We start from the raw sequence: 14,003 nt of genomic DNA on the forward strand, positions 1-14,003 counted from the left end.
GGGGGCGCCCAGGACAAGGCCCGCGCCCCGCGCGTCGTGCCCGTCGTCGGCAGGTCGACCTACGAACCCAGTCCGTCGTCCTCCGGCAGCGCGATCTGGTGCCGTGCGGAGGCGTTGGCCACGTGGTCCGCGAGCAGGTCACGCACTTGGGCGGTGGCAGCAGCGAGGCGGGCCCGTCCCGTCAGCTCCGGGTCGGCCGCGAGCCTGACGGGCGCGCCGAACTCGACGACCATCCGCGTGCCGGGCCTGGGCAGTGTGCCGGTGGAGGCGCCGGTCTCCCGGGTGCCGAGGAACGCCACGGGCACCACGGTCGCACCGCCCTGGAGGGCGAGCCACGCGGCGCCCTGCTGGACGGTCGAGACGTCACCACGGCCCCGGGTGCCCTCGGGGAAGATGCCGACCGCACCGCCCGCCCGCAGGACCGCGACCGCCGTCGTCAGGGCGCTGCGGTCACCGGAGTTCCGGGTGACCGGGATGTGGCCGATGAAGGTGAGGAACCACCCCAGCAGACCGCGGAACACCTCCCGCTTGACCAGGATGCTGGTCGGGCGCGGGGACAGCGCAGGGAGCATCGGGCCGTCGAGGAACCCGACGTGGTTGCCCACGAACAGCACCGGACCGACCTTCGGCACCCGGTCGCGGCCGACCGTGGTCACCCGGTAGAGGACCCCGAACAGCACGCGGCCGACGACGATGTTGATGCGCACCCGCCACTGGGGCGTCACGGCGGGGCCGGGCGTGGACGCAGAGGTGCTCACACCCCGGCCTTGGCCGGGGCCTCCCGCCGCACCACGTCGATGACGGCGGCGATGCTCTGCTCGAAGTCGAGGTCGGAGGTGTCGACGAGGTGCACGCCGTCGGCGGCCTCGGTGAACTCCGACACCGTCGAGTCGTCGGCGTCCCGCCGGACGATCTGGTCCCGCGTGGCCTCGACCGCGTGGGCCGCGTCGTGCCCGTGCAGCTCCTTGGAGCGGCGGCGCAGGCGGGCCTCGACGCTGGCCGTGAGCAGGACGCGGACGTCGGCGTCGGGTGCCACGACGGTGGTGATGTCGCGGCCCTCGGCCACGACTCCCCCGGTCCGGGTGGCGATCCGGTCGATGAGGTCGCGCTGCAGCTGCTGCAGGACCGGGCGGACACCGGTGTTCGTGGCGACCTTCGACACCACCTCGCTGACGCGCGTGGTGCGGATGTCGTCCTCGATCTCCCGGCCGCCGACCTGCACGCTCGCGTGCGAGGGGTCGGTGCCCATCTCGAGCGGGATGTCCCGCGAGGCCTGCTCGACCGCTGCGGTGTCGTCGAGGTCGACCCCCTCCTCGAGGCACCACCACGTGACCGCGCGGTACATCGCACCGGTGTCCAGGTACCCGATGCCGAGCTCGCGGGCGACCGCGCGGGAGACGCTGGACTTGCCGGACCCGCTGGGTCCGTCGATCGCGACGACGAGGTGCTGGCTGCTCATGACCGCCAAGCCTATGGGCAGCACCGACGGCCCGCGACGGCCCCTGCAGCGGGGCGTGCCCGCTGCGGACCGGTCAGCCGTGGAGGCGCCAGCCGCGGGCGAGGAGCTCGTCGGCCAGCCGTTCGGCGACCGCAGGAAGCACCGACACCTCGGCCAGCCCGAACGGCTGCCCGAGGCCGTGCTCGAGGTGCAGGTCCTCGAGGTTGACGCCGGCGTCGCCGACGTCGTGCAGCAGCCGGGCGAGCTCGCCCGGTTCGTCCGGCACGAGCACCACGACCGTCGTGTATGCCGTCGGGGCAGCGCCGTGCTTGCCGGGGATCCGCGCGTGGCCGGCGTTGCCCTGGGCCACGATCCGGGCGAGCACCTCGCGCGCCCCGACGCCGTCGCCGTCGGCCAGCCCGTCCAGGGCCGTGATCACCTCGCCCAGCTCGGCGTGCACGTGCGCCAGCACCTCGCGGACCGCTGCGGCGTTGCCGGCCAGGATCTGCGTCCACAGCTGGGGGTCGCTCGCCGCGACCCTCGTGACGTCACGGATCCCCTGACCCGACAACGCAACCGCAGGGTCGGACAGGTCGCGCAGTCGCCCCGCCACCAGCGACGAGGCCAGCTGCGGGACGTGCGAGACCACGGCCACGGCCGCGTCGTGGTCGGTGGGGCTCATCGTGCTGACGGTGCCGCCGGCGGCCGAGGCGACCGCCCGCACCGCGTCGACGGCAGCCGGTGACGACTCCTCGCTGGGCACGACGACCCAGGCACGACCGTCGAACAGGTCTCCGCGGGCTGCAACCGCACCCGAGCGCTCCCGACCGGCCATCGGGTGCGAGCCGACGTACCGGGTGAGGTCGCCACCGAGGTCCCGCACCCGGTCGAGCACCGCGACCTTCACGGACGCGACGTCGGTGACCACGGCCTCCGGCCAGTGGTCGAGCTCGCCGGCCACGACCTCACCCGCCACGTCGGGAGGTGCGGCAACGACGACCACGTCCGGGGCAGGATCGCCCTGCGCTGCAAGCGAACCCGCGCCGAGGTCACGGGCCAGCGCGCAGGCGGTGGGCGACGGGTCGCTGAGCACCACGGCATACCCGGCACGGCTGAGGGCGATGCCCAGGCTGGTGCCGATGAGGCCGGTGCCGACGATCCGAACGCGTGGGGTCACGACGCGAAGGCTACCCACGCGTCGTGACCCACGGGATCAGAGTCCAGCAGCGGTGTAGAGCTTGCCGACCTCGTCCTTGGTGAGCTTGCGCATCTTGCCGGGCTTGGTGTCACCGAGGTGGATCGGGCCCACCTGGACGCGCACGAGGCTGATCACGGGGTGCCCCACGGCGTCGAGGAGCCGGCGCACGATGTGCTTGCGTCCCTCGTGCAGGACCACCTCGACGAGCGCCTTGCCGGGCTGGGAGTCCACGACGCGGAACGAGTCGACGGAGGCCGGCCCGTCCTCGAGCTGGACGCCCTCGCGCAGCTGGCGACCCATGTCGCGCGGTACCGGTCCACGGATCTGGGCGAGGTAGGTCTTGAGGACGCCGTACTGCGGGTGCTGCAGCCGGTGGGCGAGCTCGCCGTCGTTCGTGAGCAGGAGCAGGCCCTCGGTGTCGGAGTCCAGCCGACCGACGTGGAACAGCCGGTCCGTGCGGTCCTTCACGTAGTCGCCGATGTTGATCCGGCCGAGCTCGTCGCTCATCGTCGTGACGACGTTGAGCGGCTTGTTGAACGCGAAGTACACGCGGCTCTCGTCGAGCTGGACCTTCACCCCGTCGACGTGCACGGTCTGGTCGGGACGGATGCGCACACCGAGCTCGCGCACGATGTGGCCGTCCACCTCGACGCGACCGGCGCTGATGAGGTTCTCGCAGACGCGGCGCGAACCCACGCCGGCGGCGGCGAGCAGCTTCTGCAGCCGGATGCCGTCGGGGTCGTGCATGTCGACGTCGGGCTCGTTGCGCTCCTGCGGCACCCGCGTCGGCTGGCTCTTCTTGGTCGTGCCCGAGCTGCCGCGCTGGGGACGGTCTCCGCGGCCCCCGGCACCTGCGCCCGTGGGACCACCCCGGGGACCGGGGCGTCCACCCTGGCCGGAACCGCCCCTGCCGCCGGCGGGGCGACCGCCGCCTCGTCCTGCTCCGGCCGAGCCGTCTCTGCTGCGTGGGGGTGTCATCCGCGTCCCTGTTCTGCTATTTCGTCGAGCACATCGATTTCGGGCAGGTACGGCGCGAGCGCCGGGAGGTCGTCCAGGCTGCCCAGGCCCAGCCTCTGGAGGAAGTAGTTGGTGGTGCCGTAGAGGACCGCGCCGCTCTCGGTCTCCGCGCCGAGCTCCTCGATCAGGCCGCGGTTGAGCAGCGTGCGGACGACGCCGTCGACGTTGACGCCGCGCACCGCCGAGACACGCGAACGCGAGATCGGCTGGCGGTAGGCGATGACGGCGAGCGTCTCGAGGGACGCCTGCGTGAGCTTGGCCTGCTGGCCGTCGAGGAGGAACTTCTCCACGACCGGTGCGTAGTCGGAGCGGCTGTAGATGCGCCACCCGCCGGCCACGGAGCGCAGGGTGAACCCGCGAAGCTGCTCGGCGTACTCCCGCTCCAGGTCCTCGAGGTGTCCCTGGACGTCGTCGACCGGCAGCTCGAGCGCGGACGCGAGGGCCATCGAGGTGACCGGCTCGTCGACCACCATGAGGACGGCCTCGATGGCGCTGCGGGCACCGCCGGGGAAGTCGTTGACGTCGAACGCGAACTGCTCCTCGGGAGCCGTCTCCTCTGAGGCCGCCGCGTTGGGATCCGTCTCCTCCACCACCGTCTCGTCCACCACGCGCTCCTCGACGTCGATGACGACCGGTGCGTCCTGGTCGGTACCGGTGTCACTCATCGTCACTGCGCTCCTGGTTCGTGCCCGCGTCCGTCTCCGGCGAGGGCTGCTCGTCGGACGGCTCGGGACTGCTGTCGTCCCCATCGTCCTCGGTCTGGTCCGACTCGTCGAACTCGTCGAACTCGTCGCTGACCTCGATCTCCCCGTCGTCGGTGCCGGTCCACCTCACGGTGAGCTCCCCCAGCGCCTCGACCTGCTCGAACGCGATCGCTGCCTCGCGGAAGAGCTCGAGCAGCGCAAGGAACCGGGCGACGATGACGAGCGTGGAGTCGGCGTCCGCGACGAGCGAGCGGAACGAGCAGACCCGCTCGGCCCGCAGCCGCACGCCGATGATCCCGGCCTGCTCGCGGACGCTGACCTGCGGGGCGTGCAGGTGCTCGAGCCCCACGGTCGGGGCGACCCGCGGCGTCATCGCCCGGGCGGCGATCATCGCGAGCTGCTCGGGGGTGATCCCCATGACCAGCTCGGGCAGCAGCTTGGCGAACTGGGGCTCGATGCCGGCCTGGCGCGGCGTCATCCGCCCTGCGGTCGCCATCCGCTCCGCGAAGGTGAAGGCGATGTCCTTGAAGGCGCGGTACTGCAGCAGCCGCGCGAACAGCAGGTCGCGGGCCTCGATGAGCGCGAGGTCCTCCTCGTCCTGCGGTCCGGTCTGCGGCAGCAGCCGCGCGGACTTGAGGTCGAGCAGGGTCGCGGCGATGAGCAGGAACTCCGAGGCCTGCCCCAGGTCCCACTCGACGTCGGTCTTGCGGGCGGCCTTGATGTGCTCGATGAACTCGTCGGTGACCTGGGCCAGCGCGATCTCGGTGATGTCCAGCTTGTGCTTGCTGATCAGCCCGAGCAGCAGGTCGAACGGCCCGGAGAAGACGTCGAGGTGCACCTCGAAGGGGAGGCCGCCGCGCCGGGTGATGACCCCACCGGGAGTGGCCTGTGCGGTCGGGCTGCCCTGCGTGGTGGCCTCGGTGGTGGCCTCCTGGGTCACCGGCTCAGGCCGCCCCACCACGGGCGATCAGCTCGCGGGCCAGCTGCCGGTATGCCGTGGCCGCCCCGTGCGTGGGCGCGTACGTCGTGATCGGCTCGGCGGCCAGCGTCGCGTCCGGGAACTTCACCGTGCGGCTGATGACGGTGTGGAAGACCCGGTCGCCGAAGTGGTCGACGACGCTGCGCACGACCTCCTTGCTGTGCAGGGTCCGCGAGTCGTACATCGTCGCGAGGATCCCGTCGACCTGCAGTCGCGGGTTGAGCCGGTCGGTGATCTTGTCGATGGTCTCGACGAGCAGCGCCACGCCACGCATGGCGAAGAACTCGCACTCCAGCGGGATGAGGACACCGTGGGCCGCGGTGAGCGCGTTGACGGTGAGCAGTCCGAGCGAGGGCTGGCAGTCGATCATGATGACGTCGTAGTCGTCCATCACGGGACGCAGCACCCGGGCCAGGATCTGCTCGCGGGCGACCTCGCCGACGAGCTGGACCTCAGCGGCCGACAGGTCGATGTTGGCCGGGATGACGTCGAGGTTCGGCGTCGACGTCTGCTGGATCACGTCGCGCACGTCGTGGCCGCGCTCGACCAGCAGGTTGTAGATGGTGACGTCGAGCTCGTTGGCCCGGACGCCCAGACCCACGGACAGCGCGCCCTGCGGGTCGAAGTCGACCAGCAGGACCTTGCGGCCCACCTCGGCGAGCGCGGCACCGAGGTTGATGGTCGTCGTGGTCTTGCCGACGCCACCCTTCTGGTTGCACATCGCGATGATGCGCGCAGGACCGTGACTGGTCAGCGGGGCGGGCTCGGGGAAGTCCGGCATCGGGCGGCCGGTCGGGCCGACGGTTCCGGGACCCACCGTCTCGGTGCCCGGGAGACGCGCGTGGTGGCGCTCGTGGGTGGTGTCGGACGACTCCGGGGTGCGCTGGTCGGATGGTTGCGACTGCGTGGTCACCTCAGGTTCCACAGGCGTTTCACTCCCGGTGCGTTGGCGTACGGCGGTCAGCCTCTCGCTGATCGGGTTGACCCTATCAGCGGGCACGGGGGTGGCTCTGTGCGTACACCTCGCGCAGTCTCTGCACCGTGACGAGGGTGTAGATCTGCGTCGTCGTGACCGAGGCGTGGCCGAGGAGCTCCTGCACGACACGCACGTCGGCTCCCCCGTCGAGCAGGTGGGTGGCGAACGAGTGCCGCAAGGTGTGCGGCGAGACGTGGCCCGACAGCTGGGCGCGTTCGGCGGCCGCACGCATCACGGCCCAGGCCGACTGCCGCGACAACCGGCCGCCGCGCTGGTTCAGGAAGACCGCGGGCGTGCCCCTCCCCTTGCCGGCGAACGCCGGTCGCCCCCGGACGAGGTACGCGCCGATGGCGTCCGCGGCATACGAACCAAGGGGGACGAGTCGCTCCTTGCTGCCCTTGCCGAACAACCGGACCACCCCCTCCCCCGTGTCGATGTCGTCGATGTCGAGGCCGACCGCCTCGGAGATGCGCGCGCCGGCGCCGTAGAGGACCTCGAGCAGCGCTCGGTCGCGCAGCGACGCGGGGGTGTCGCCGACGCTCGCCGCCTCGAGCAGCCGCTCCACCTCGTGGACGGCGATCGCCTTGGGCAGCCGGGTCGGGGGTTTCGGCGGGCTCACCGCGCCGGCGGGGTCGGTGAGCACCTCCCCCTCCAGGGCGAGGAACTTGTGGAAACCGCGCACCGCGACGAGCGTGCGCGCGGCCGAGGAGGCGGCCAGCGGCGGGTGGTCGGCGCTGCCCTCGCGCAGGGTGGCCAGGAAGTCGCTCACGTGCGCCTCGGTCACCTCCGCGGGCTCCCGGACCTCGTGCGCCTCGAGGTATGCCGTGTAGCGGGCGAGGTCGCGCCGGTAGGACTTCAGCGTGTTGGTGGCCATGCCGCGCTCGACGTCGAGGTGGCCCAGCCAGCTGCGGACCGCACGCTCCATCGCGCTGGTGGGGGGCACGAAATGGGAGTGTAGGCGGCATGAAGCTCTACGCAGACCTCCCGGGCCGACGCACCCTCCAGATCCTCGCCGACCTCGGGATCGTGGCCTGGGTGTGCACCTGGGCGTGGGTGGGGAGGGTCGTCCACGACGCGACCCTCCAGCTCGGCGCACCGGGTCGTCAGCTCCAGAGCGCGGGGTCGGGGTTCCGGGAGCAGATGACGGGTGCGGGCGACGCCGTGAGCGACGTGCCGCTCGTGGGCGACAAGATCGCCAGCCCGTTCCGCCGCGCCGGCACGGCGGGCACGACCATCCAGCAGGCCGGCACCGACCTCGTCACCGCGGTCGAACGGCTCGCCAACCTGCTCGGCTGGGTCACGGCGCTGGTGCCGATCGTCATCGTCGGGCTGGTCTGGCTGTTCGTGCGCGGCCGGTTCGTGCGCCGGGCGACGGCGGCCCAGCGGTTCATCGACCAGGCTGCCGACCTCGACCTGTTCGCGCTGCGGGCCATGGCCGGCCAGCCGATGCGCAAGCTCGCCGCCATCTCCCCCGACCCCACGGGCGCGTGGCGACGGGGCGAGGAGTCGACGATCCGTGCCCTGGCGCTGCTCGAGCTGCGCGACTCCGGCCTGCAGCCCCCCGCGGCCTGACGCCGGCGCCCTCCGTTCGATGTGAACGCGCCGGGGAGTCCCGGCGCGTTCACCTCGGACCAGCGGACGAACCAGCGGATGGGGCCCGGATCAGGCTGGAGCGCGGCCGGACGCCTGGGTGAGGTCGCGCAGGCGGGCAGCGTGCTCCGACGTCAGCGCGCCGGGGTCCATCTGCCAGGACCAGCCGCCCTCGATGCCGGGCGCGTTCATCCGGGCGGTCGAACCGAGGCCCAGGACGTCCTGCGCCTGCATCATCGCCAGGCCGCAGGGGGTCGCCAGGGCGAGCTCGATCATCGCCCAGCTCGGCTCACGGTCGCCGTCGGCCCGCACACCACGCTCCCGCCAGGCAGCACGGACCAGCTCGCGCCGGTGCTCGGGCAGCTCTGCCCACCAGCCGTTGACCGTGTCGTTGTCGTGGGTGCCGGTGTAGACCACCTGGTCGGGCGCGAGGTTGACCAGGTCGTGGGTGTTGTACTCGTAGGCCGGCTCGAACCCGAACTGCAGCACCGCCATCCCGGGGAACCCCAGCGCCTTGCGCAGGTCGATGACGGGCTGGTCGATGTCACCGAGGTCCTCCGCGAGGACCGGCAGGTCACCGAGCGCTCCACGGGCTGCGTCGAACACGGCCCGCCCCGGCCCCGGCTCCCACTGCCCGCCCAGCGCCGTCTCGTCGCCGGCGGGGATGGCCCAGTAGGCGGCGAAGCCGCGGAAGTGGTCCACCCGGACGAGGTCGAACAGGGCGAACGTCCGGCGCAGCCGCTCGATCCACCACTGGTAGCCGTCGTCGGCGAGCACGTCCCAGCGGTACAGGGGGTTGCCCCAGAGCTGGCCCGTGGCGGCATACGCGTCCGGCGGGCAGCCGGCCACCGCGTCGTCGCGGAAGAACTGCGGCCAGGCCCGTTCGTCGGCGCCGTCCGGGGCGACGTAGATGGGGACGTCACCGAGGATCTGGATCCCTCGCTCGTGGGCGTACGCGCGCAGGGCCGACCACTCCCGGTCGAAGCGGACCTGGTCGGCGAGGTCACCGCCGAAGCTCGTCCACGAGTCGACCCAGTAGGCCTCCCGCTCCGCGAAGGCGTCGAGCTCCGCCTGGCTGACCGGGGCGTCCGGTTCCTCGAGGAGGGCGGCGGAGGCAGCGAAGGCCGACGGGGACTTGTAGGGCGAGCGGTGCTGGTCCGGCACGGACACCGGCAGCACCTGCCACACCGACTGCCCCGCCTCGGCGAGCCAGTCGACGAAGTCCCGCGCGGGCTGCCCGAGGCGACCGCCCGGCAAGGACGTGACGTGCAGCTGCACCCCGCTGGTGCGGGCGTCGGTCAGCGGCTGGGTGGTGTCCATGGTGGTCAGCTCTCCGCGCGCAGGATCTGGGGGTGCAGGTCGTCGGCCGGTGGCTGCCACGTCGTGGCGTCGGCGTCCACCTGCTCGCCGGAACGGATGTCCTTGACCTGGTCGGTGGCGCCGTCGGCGGGCTCCCCCGCGCCCGGGAACCAGACGTACGGCATGCCCCGCCGTTCGGCGTACCGGATCTGCTTGCCGAACTTGGCTGGCTTGGGCGCCACCTCGCACGGTATGCCGCGGGCGCGCAGCTCGGTCGCGACGCGGGTCGACGTGGCACGGGAGTCCTCGTCGGTGACCGCGACGAGCACGCAGGCAGGGGTGGAGCGGCTCGCCGTGAGCAGCCTCTGCCCGAGCAGCAGGCCGAGCAGGCGGGAGACGCCGATCGAGATGCCGACACCCGGGTACGTGGTCCTGCCGTCGGAGGCGAGCGAGTCGTACCGGCCGCCGGAGCAAAACGAGCCCCACGACTCGTGGCCGACGAGCTGGGTCTCGTAGACCGTGCCCGTGTAGTAGTCGAGTCCCCGGGCGATCCGCAGGTCGGCGACGAGGGCACCGGGGGCGTTGGCCATCCCGGTGCCGATGACGCGGGACAGGGCCTCGAGGCCCTCGTCGAGCGTCGGGTGGCTGACCCCGAGCTCGCGGACCCGGTCGACGAACGACAGGTCCTCGGTGCGGATCGCCGCGAGGGCCAGGCACTGGTCGGCCTGCTCGCGGGTCAGGCCGGCCTCGACGAGGAGGTCGGCGACCTTGGCCGGGCCGATCTTGTCGAGCTTGTCGACGATGCGCAGGGTGCCGATGGCGTCGGTGACGCCGATGCCGAGGTAGAACCCCTCGGGGATCTTGCGGTTGTTGACCTGGATGACCATCTGGCCGATCGGCAGCTTCGAGAAGACCTCGGCCATGACGAGCGGGATCTCGGCCTCGAAGTGGGGCGCCAGCTCCCCCACGTCGACCACATCGATGTCGGCCTGGGTGAACTCGCGGTAGCGGCCCTCCTGCGGGCGTTCACCGCGCCACACCTTCTGGATCTGGTGGCGACGGAACGGGAAGGCGAGGTGTCCGGCGTTCTCGAGGACGTAGCGCGCGAACGGGACGGTCAGGTCGAAGTGCAGGCCGAGCTCGGCGTCGCGCGACCCGGCGTCGTCGCCGGCGAGGCGGCTCACGCCGTAGATCTCCTTGTCGGCGTCGCCGCCCTTGCCGAGGAGTCGCTCGACGGGCTCGACGGCACGGGTCTCGATCGAGGGGAAGCCGTGCAGCTCGAAGGTCTCGCGGATGACGTCGAGGAAGTGCTGCTCGACGATGCGCTCGGCGGGGAGGTACTCGGGGAAACCGCTGATCGGGGTGATCTTCACGCGCCCAATCCTTGCAGGTGGGGGTTCGTGGCCCGCTCCCGCTCCATCGTGGAGGCGCCGTAGTGGCCGGGCAGCACCAGGGTCGTGTCCGGCAGGGGCAGGACGACGTCGCGCAGCGAGCGGTTCATCGCCGCCGGGTCCCCGCCCGGGAGGTCGGTCCGCCCGATCGAGCCGGCGAAGAGGACGTCACCGCTGAGCAGGGTCCGGTCCACGTCCACCTGGTCGCCGATGCCGTCCGGCACCGCGTCCACCGCGAACATCACCGATCCCTCGGTGTGCCCGGGCGCGTGGAGCACGTCGAACCCCAGCCCGGCCAGCTCCAGGTGCGTCCGGTCCCCGATCTCGACGACGTTGCTGGGCTCGGTCCACGTCGCCCGGGTGCCGAACTGCTGCTCGAGCATCGCGACCAGCCCGGGGTTGGACTGCCCGAGGAGGTCCACCAGCCGATACCGGTCGTCCGCGTGGATGTATGCCGCCGTGTCGGCGCCGCAGACCGGTGTCACCGAGTACACGTGGTCGAGGTGGCCGTGGGTGAGCAGGACCGCGGCGGGCCGCAACCGGTGCTCGGTCAGGACCGCCCTCAGGGTCTCCTCGATCCCGATGCCCGGGTCGACGACGACGCACTCCTCCCCCGGCGCGGGGGCCAGGACGTAGCAGTTGGTGTCGAAGGCGGCAGCAGGAAAAGCAACGGTCAGCACGGGCGGCAGCCTAGTCATCGCCGTCTCCTGCCTAGACTGGCGCGCGTGACCAAGGAGCAGGAACGAGCCAGGGCCCACCGACGTCAGGAGAAGCTGGACGCGCGAGCGGCCCAGCGGGAGCGCGAGGCCGCACGCAACCGTCAGGTCGCGGTGGTCGTCGCTGCCGTCCTCGTGGTCGTCGCGGCGTTCGTCTTCCTCGCCACCCGGCTCGGTGGCGACGACACCACCCCCGCCGCCTCGCCGAGCGCGACGAGCACGCCGCAGGCCACCACCAGCGCGACCACCGCTGCCGTCGCGGGGTGCACCGCGCCTCCTGCGGTGCCGACGGCCATCAAGACGCAGGGCCTGCCCGCCAAGGCGACCGCCGCGGGCAAGACCTTCACCGCGGTGGTGACGACCAACTGTGGCGACATCACCCTCCAGCTCGACGGCGCCAAGGCACCGCAGACCGTGGCCTCGTTCGTGGCGCTCGCCAGGAGCAGCTACTTCAACGACGCGCCGTGCCACCGGCTCACCACCCAGGGCATCTTCGTGCTCCAGTGCGGAGACCCGCTCGGCGGCACCGGGACCGGCCCCGGCTACGCGTACGGGCTCGAGAACACGCCCAAGGACGGCAAGTACCCCAAGGGCACCCTGGCCATGGCGCGCACCACCGACGTCAACAGCAACGCCGACCAGTTCTTCATCGTCTACGACGACACCGACCTGAGCAGCGTCCCCGAGGGGTACTCCATCTTCGGCACGGTGACCGGTGGAATGGATATTGTCGAGAAGATCGCCGCAGCAGGTGTGAGTGGTGGCGCCACCGATGGCGCCCCGGCTGCACCCATCAGCATCCTCAAGGTTGCTGTGACCGAGAAGAAGGCCTGACGTGACCGAGCAGACGCCCCCGGCTGACCCCACCGAGCCGCAGGCTCCCGCCGAGCCCCAGGCCGACCAGGAGACCGCCGCCACCGCCACCGTCGACGAGACCGCTGAGGCGACCCCCGAAGCGGCAGCTGAGGCGACCCCCGAGGCGGCCCCTGAGGCCGTCACGGAGGAGGCTCCGGCCGCAGAGGACGCCGCTGCGCAGGCACCCGAGCCCGAGGCCCCCGCGGCCGAGGCTGCCCAAGCAGAGACTCCCGACCCCGAGGCCCCCGCGGCCGAGGCTGCCCAAGCAGAGACTCCCGAGCCCGAGGCCCCCGCGGCCGACGCTCCGGCAGCGGGCGTCGAGAATGAGGCCGCCCCCGAGCCCGAGCCCGAGGCCGCGGTAGCCGAGCCCGAAGCCGCGCCTGCCGAGCCCGAGGCTCCCGCCGGCGAGGACGTTCCCGCTGAGGTCGCTCCCGCCGCTCCGGCTCCGGCGGCCAGGCCGCGGCCCGTGCCGAAGCCGGCGCCGATCCCGTCCCCCGCTGCCGTGCGCAAGGTGGCCCACCCGCTGCCCACCCTCACGGCTGCCGCCCCCAGCGGGCCGCCGGCCGAGACATTCGGTCGGGTGGCCGAGGACGGCACCGTGTTCGTCCGTACCGCCGACGGCGAGAAGGAGGTCGGGGCCTACCCCGGCGCCACGCCCGACGAGGCGCTGCACTACTTCGCCCGCAAGTACGACGAGCTGTTCGCGTCCGCCGACCTGCTCCACCAGCGGGTGACGACCACCGACCTGTCCGCCAAGGACGGTGCCGAGGGCCTGACGAAGCTGCGCGAGCACGCTGCCGAAGCCGGTGTCGTGGGCGACCTCGAGGCCCTCGAGGCGAAGATCGCCGAGATCGGTGAGGCGGTCGCCGAGCGCAAGAAGACCGAGAGCGCCGAGCGCAACGCGGCTCGCGCAATCGCGGCCACCGAGCGTGAGGCCATCGTCGCCGAGGCCGAGAAGATCGCCGGGCAGCCGGAGAACAAGATCCAGTGGAAGAGCAGCGGTGCGCGGATGCGTGAGCTGCTCGACGAGTGGAAGAAGCACCAGCGCGCCGGCACCCGCCTCGACCGCGAGACCGAGGGTGCTCTCTGGCAGCGGTTCAGCCAGGCCCGCAACTCCTTCGACAAGGCCCGGCGCGTCCACTTCGCCCAGCTCGAGAGCACCCAGGGTGAGGCCAAGGCCGCCAAGCAGGACCTGGTGAAGGAGGCCGAGTCCCTCGCGACGAGCACCGACTGGGGTGCGACGGCGGGCGCGTTCAAGCGGCTCATGGACCGCTGGCGCCAGGCCGGCCGCGCCTCCCGGACCGACGACGACGCCCTGTGGGCCCGGTTCAAGGCCGCCCAGGACGCCTTCTTCACCGCCAAGGACGCGGAGGCCGCCAAGGAGGACGAGGAGTTCCGGGGCAACCTCGCCGTGAAGGAGGAGCTCCTCAAGGAGGCCGAGGCGATCCTGCCCGTCACCGACCTCGACGCCGCCAAGGCTGCGCTCCGCGCCGTGCAGGACCGCTGGGAGGCTGCCGGCAAGGTGCCCCGCGGCGATGTCGACCGCATGGAGAAGGGGATGCGCCGCATCGAGTCCGCCGTGCGCGAGGCCGACGAGAAGCGTTGGCACAAGACGAATCCCGAGGTGGCCGCCCGCGCCCAGAGCATGGTCGACCAGCTCGAGTCCTCCGTCGCGGCCCTCAAGGCCGACGTCGAGAAGGCGCAGGCGTCCGGGAACGAGAAGAAGGTCAAGGACGCCCAGTCCAAGCTCGAGGCCCAGGAGCAGTGGCTCGCCCAGGCCCGCGGCAACCTCGACGAGTTCGGCGGCTGACATCAGCGGTGGGTCGCGTCGCGTCACCGC

The 14,003-nt window shown here is 72.2% G+C and carries 14 protein-coding genes; 3 read left to right on the forward strand and 11 right to left on the reverse strand.

The window, feature by feature from the left end; translation table 11 throughout:
* Positions 1 to 59: 59 nt before the first annotated feature.
* The 8 genes from ACYVKF_RS16990 to xerD all read right to left on the reverse strand — a co-directional run bounded on the left by ACYVKF_RS16990 (position 60) and on the right by xerD (position 7,237).
* Positions 60 to 758 carry a lysophospholipid acyltransferase family protein gene (locus ACYVKF_RS16990; protein WP_460967963.1) on the reverse strand — a complete coding sequence of 233 codons (699 nt, stop codon included), beginning with the start codon at positions 756 to 758 and terminating at the stop codon, positions 60 to 62.
* Positions 755 to 1,459: a (d)CMP kinase gene (gene cmk / locus ACYVKF_RS16995; protein WP_460967964.1), complete on the reverse strand. Its 705-nt coding sequence runs from the start codon at positions 1,457 to 1,459 to the stop codon at positions 755 to 757. The genes ACYVKF_RS16990 and cmk overlap by 4 nt, the downstream gene beginning before the upstream one ends.
* Before the next feature lie 73 nt (positions 1,460 to 1,532).
* Entirely contained in the window at positions 1,533 to 2,615 is a 1,083-nt protein-coding gene (locus tag ACYVKF_RS17000) for a prephenate dehydrogenase (protein WP_460967966.1), read from the reverse strand.
* A gap of 36 nt (positions 2,616 to 2,651) precedes the next feature.
* Entirely contained in the window at positions 2,652 to 3,614 is a 963-nt protein-coding gene (locus ACYVKF_RS17005; protein ID WP_460967968.1) for a pseudouridine synthase, read from the reverse strand.
* Positions 3,611 to 4,318 (reverse strand): SMC-Scp complex subunit ScpB, encoded by a 708-nt coding sequence (gene scpB / locus ACYVKF_RS17010; protein WP_082553188.1) that lies wholly within the window; start codon positions 4,316 to 4,318, stop codon positions 3,611 to 3,613. The genes ACYVKF_RS17005 and scpB overlap by 4 nt, the downstream gene beginning before the upstream one ends.
* Complete coding sequence (locus ACYVKF_RS17015) at positions 4,311 to 5,297, reverse strand: segregation and condensation protein A (protein WP_056917080.1); 987 nt, start codon at positions 5,295 to 5,297, stop codon at positions 4,311 to 4,313. The genes scpB and ACYVKF_RS17015 overlap by 8 nt, the downstream gene beginning before the upstream one ends.
* Positions 5,298 to 5,301: 4 nt before the next feature.
* Complete coding sequence (locus ACYVKF_RS17020) at positions 5,302 to 6,117, reverse strand: ParA family protein (RefSeq protein WP_056917081.1); 816 nt, start codon at positions 6,115 to 6,117, stop codon at positions 5,302 to 5,304.
* A 208-nt stretch (positions 6,118 to 6,325) separates the two neighbouring features.
* Positions 6,326 to 7,237, reverse strand: a complete 912-nt coding sequence (gene xerD, locus ACYVKF_RS17025) for a site-specific tyrosine recombinase XerD (protein WP_056914491.1) — start codon at positions 7,235 to 7,237, stop codon at positions 6,326 to 6,328.
* A 38-nt stretch (positions 7,238 to 7,275) separates the two neighbouring features.
* Between xerD and ACYVKF_RS17030 the strand changes: the two genes are divergently transcribed.
* The gene (locus ACYVKF_RS17030; RefSeq protein ID WP_056914492.1) at positions 7,276 to 7,884 is read left to right on the forward strand and encodes a hypothetical protein; all 609 of its coding nucleotides are present in this window, start codon (positions 7,276 to 7,278) and stop codon (positions 7,882 to 7,884) included.
* 90 nt (positions 7,885 to 7,974) lie between these two features.
* Here ACYVKF_RS17030 and ACYVKF_RS17035 read toward each other — a convergent pair whose 3' ends face one another.
* From ACYVKF_RS17035 to ACYVKF_RS17045, 3 genes are read right to left on the reverse strand one after another with little or no spacing between them, the layout of a single operon-like run.
* On the reverse strand, positions 7,975 to 9,222 hold the full coding sequence (locus ACYVKF_RS17035) for a 4-alpha-glucanotransferase (RefSeq protein ID WP_056919052.1): 1,248 nt from the start codon (positions 9,220 to 9,222) through the stop codon (positions 7,975 to 7,977).
* 5 nt (positions 9,223 to 9,227) lie between these two features.
* The gene (hisS, locus tag ACYVKF_RS17040) at positions 9,228 to 10,583 is read right to left on the reverse strand and encodes a histidine--tRNA ligase (RefSeq protein WP_460968776.1); all 1,356 of its coding nucleotides are present in this window, start codon (positions 10,581 to 10,583) and stop codon (positions 9,228 to 9,230) included.
* Positions 10,571 to 11,272 (reverse strand): MBL fold metallo-hydrolase, encoded by a 702-nt coding sequence (locus ACYVKF_RS17045; RefSeq protein WP_460968778.1) that lies wholly within the window; start codon positions 11,270 to 11,272, stop codon positions 10,571 to 10,573. Before ACYVKF_RS17045 ends, hisS begins: the two co-directional genes overlap by 13 nt.
* Positions 11,273 to 11,317: 45 nt before the next feature.
* On the opposite strand from ACYVKF_RS17045, the gene ACYVKF_RS17050 reads away from it, so the two are divergent.
* Both ACYVKF_RS17050 and ACYVKF_RS17055 read left to right on the forward strand, forming a co-directional pair.
* Positions 11,318 to 12,142 carry a peptidylprolyl isomerase gene (locus ACYVKF_RS17050; protein ID WP_460967971.1) on the forward strand — a complete coding sequence of 275 codons (825 nt, stop codon included), beginning with the start codon at positions 11,318 to 11,320 and terminating at the stop codon, positions 12,140 to 12,142.
* A gap of 1 nt (position 12,143) precedes the next feature.
* Positions 12,144 to 13,973, forward strand: coding sequence for a DUF349 domain-containing protein (locus ACYVKF_RS17055; protein WP_460967973.1), 1,830 nt, complete (start codon positions 12,144 to 12,146; stop codon positions 13,971 to 13,973).
* Positions 13,974 to 14,003 lie beyond the last annotated feature (30 nt).

It is taken from the genome of Pedococcus soli, assembly GCF_054782575.1.

Excerpts from the sequence above, each read along its gene's own strand:
- xerD (WP_056914491.1), bottom strand. The coding sequence starts at position 7,237 with ATGGAGCGTGCGGTCCGCAGCTGGCTGGGCCACCTCGACGTCGAGCGC.
- ACYVKF_RS17030 (WP_056914492.1), top strand. The coding sequence starts at position 7,276 with ATGAAGCTCTACGCAGACCTCCCGGGCCGACGCACCCTCCAGATCCTC.
- ACYVKF_RS17005 (WP_460967968.1), bottom strand. The coding sequence starts at position 3,614 with ATGACACCCCCACGCAGCAGAGACGGCTCGGCCGGAGCAGGACGAGGC.
- ACYVKF_RS17035 (WP_056919052.1), bottom strand. The coding sequence starts at position 9,222 with ATGGACACCACCCAGCCGCTGACCGACGCCCGCACCAGCGGGGTGCAG.
- cmk (WP_460967964.1), bottom strand. The coding sequence starts at position 1,459 with ATGAGCAGCCAGCACCTCGTCGTCGCGATCGACGGACCCAGCGGGTCC.
- scpB (WP_082553188.1), bottom strand. The coding sequence starts at position 4,318 with ATGAGTGACACCGGTACCGACCAGGACGCACCGGTCGTCATCGACGTC.
- ACYVKF_RS17020 (WP_056917081.1), bottom strand. The coding sequence starts at position 6,117 with ATGCCGGACTTCCCCGAGCCCGCCCCGCTGACCAGTCACGGTCCTGCG.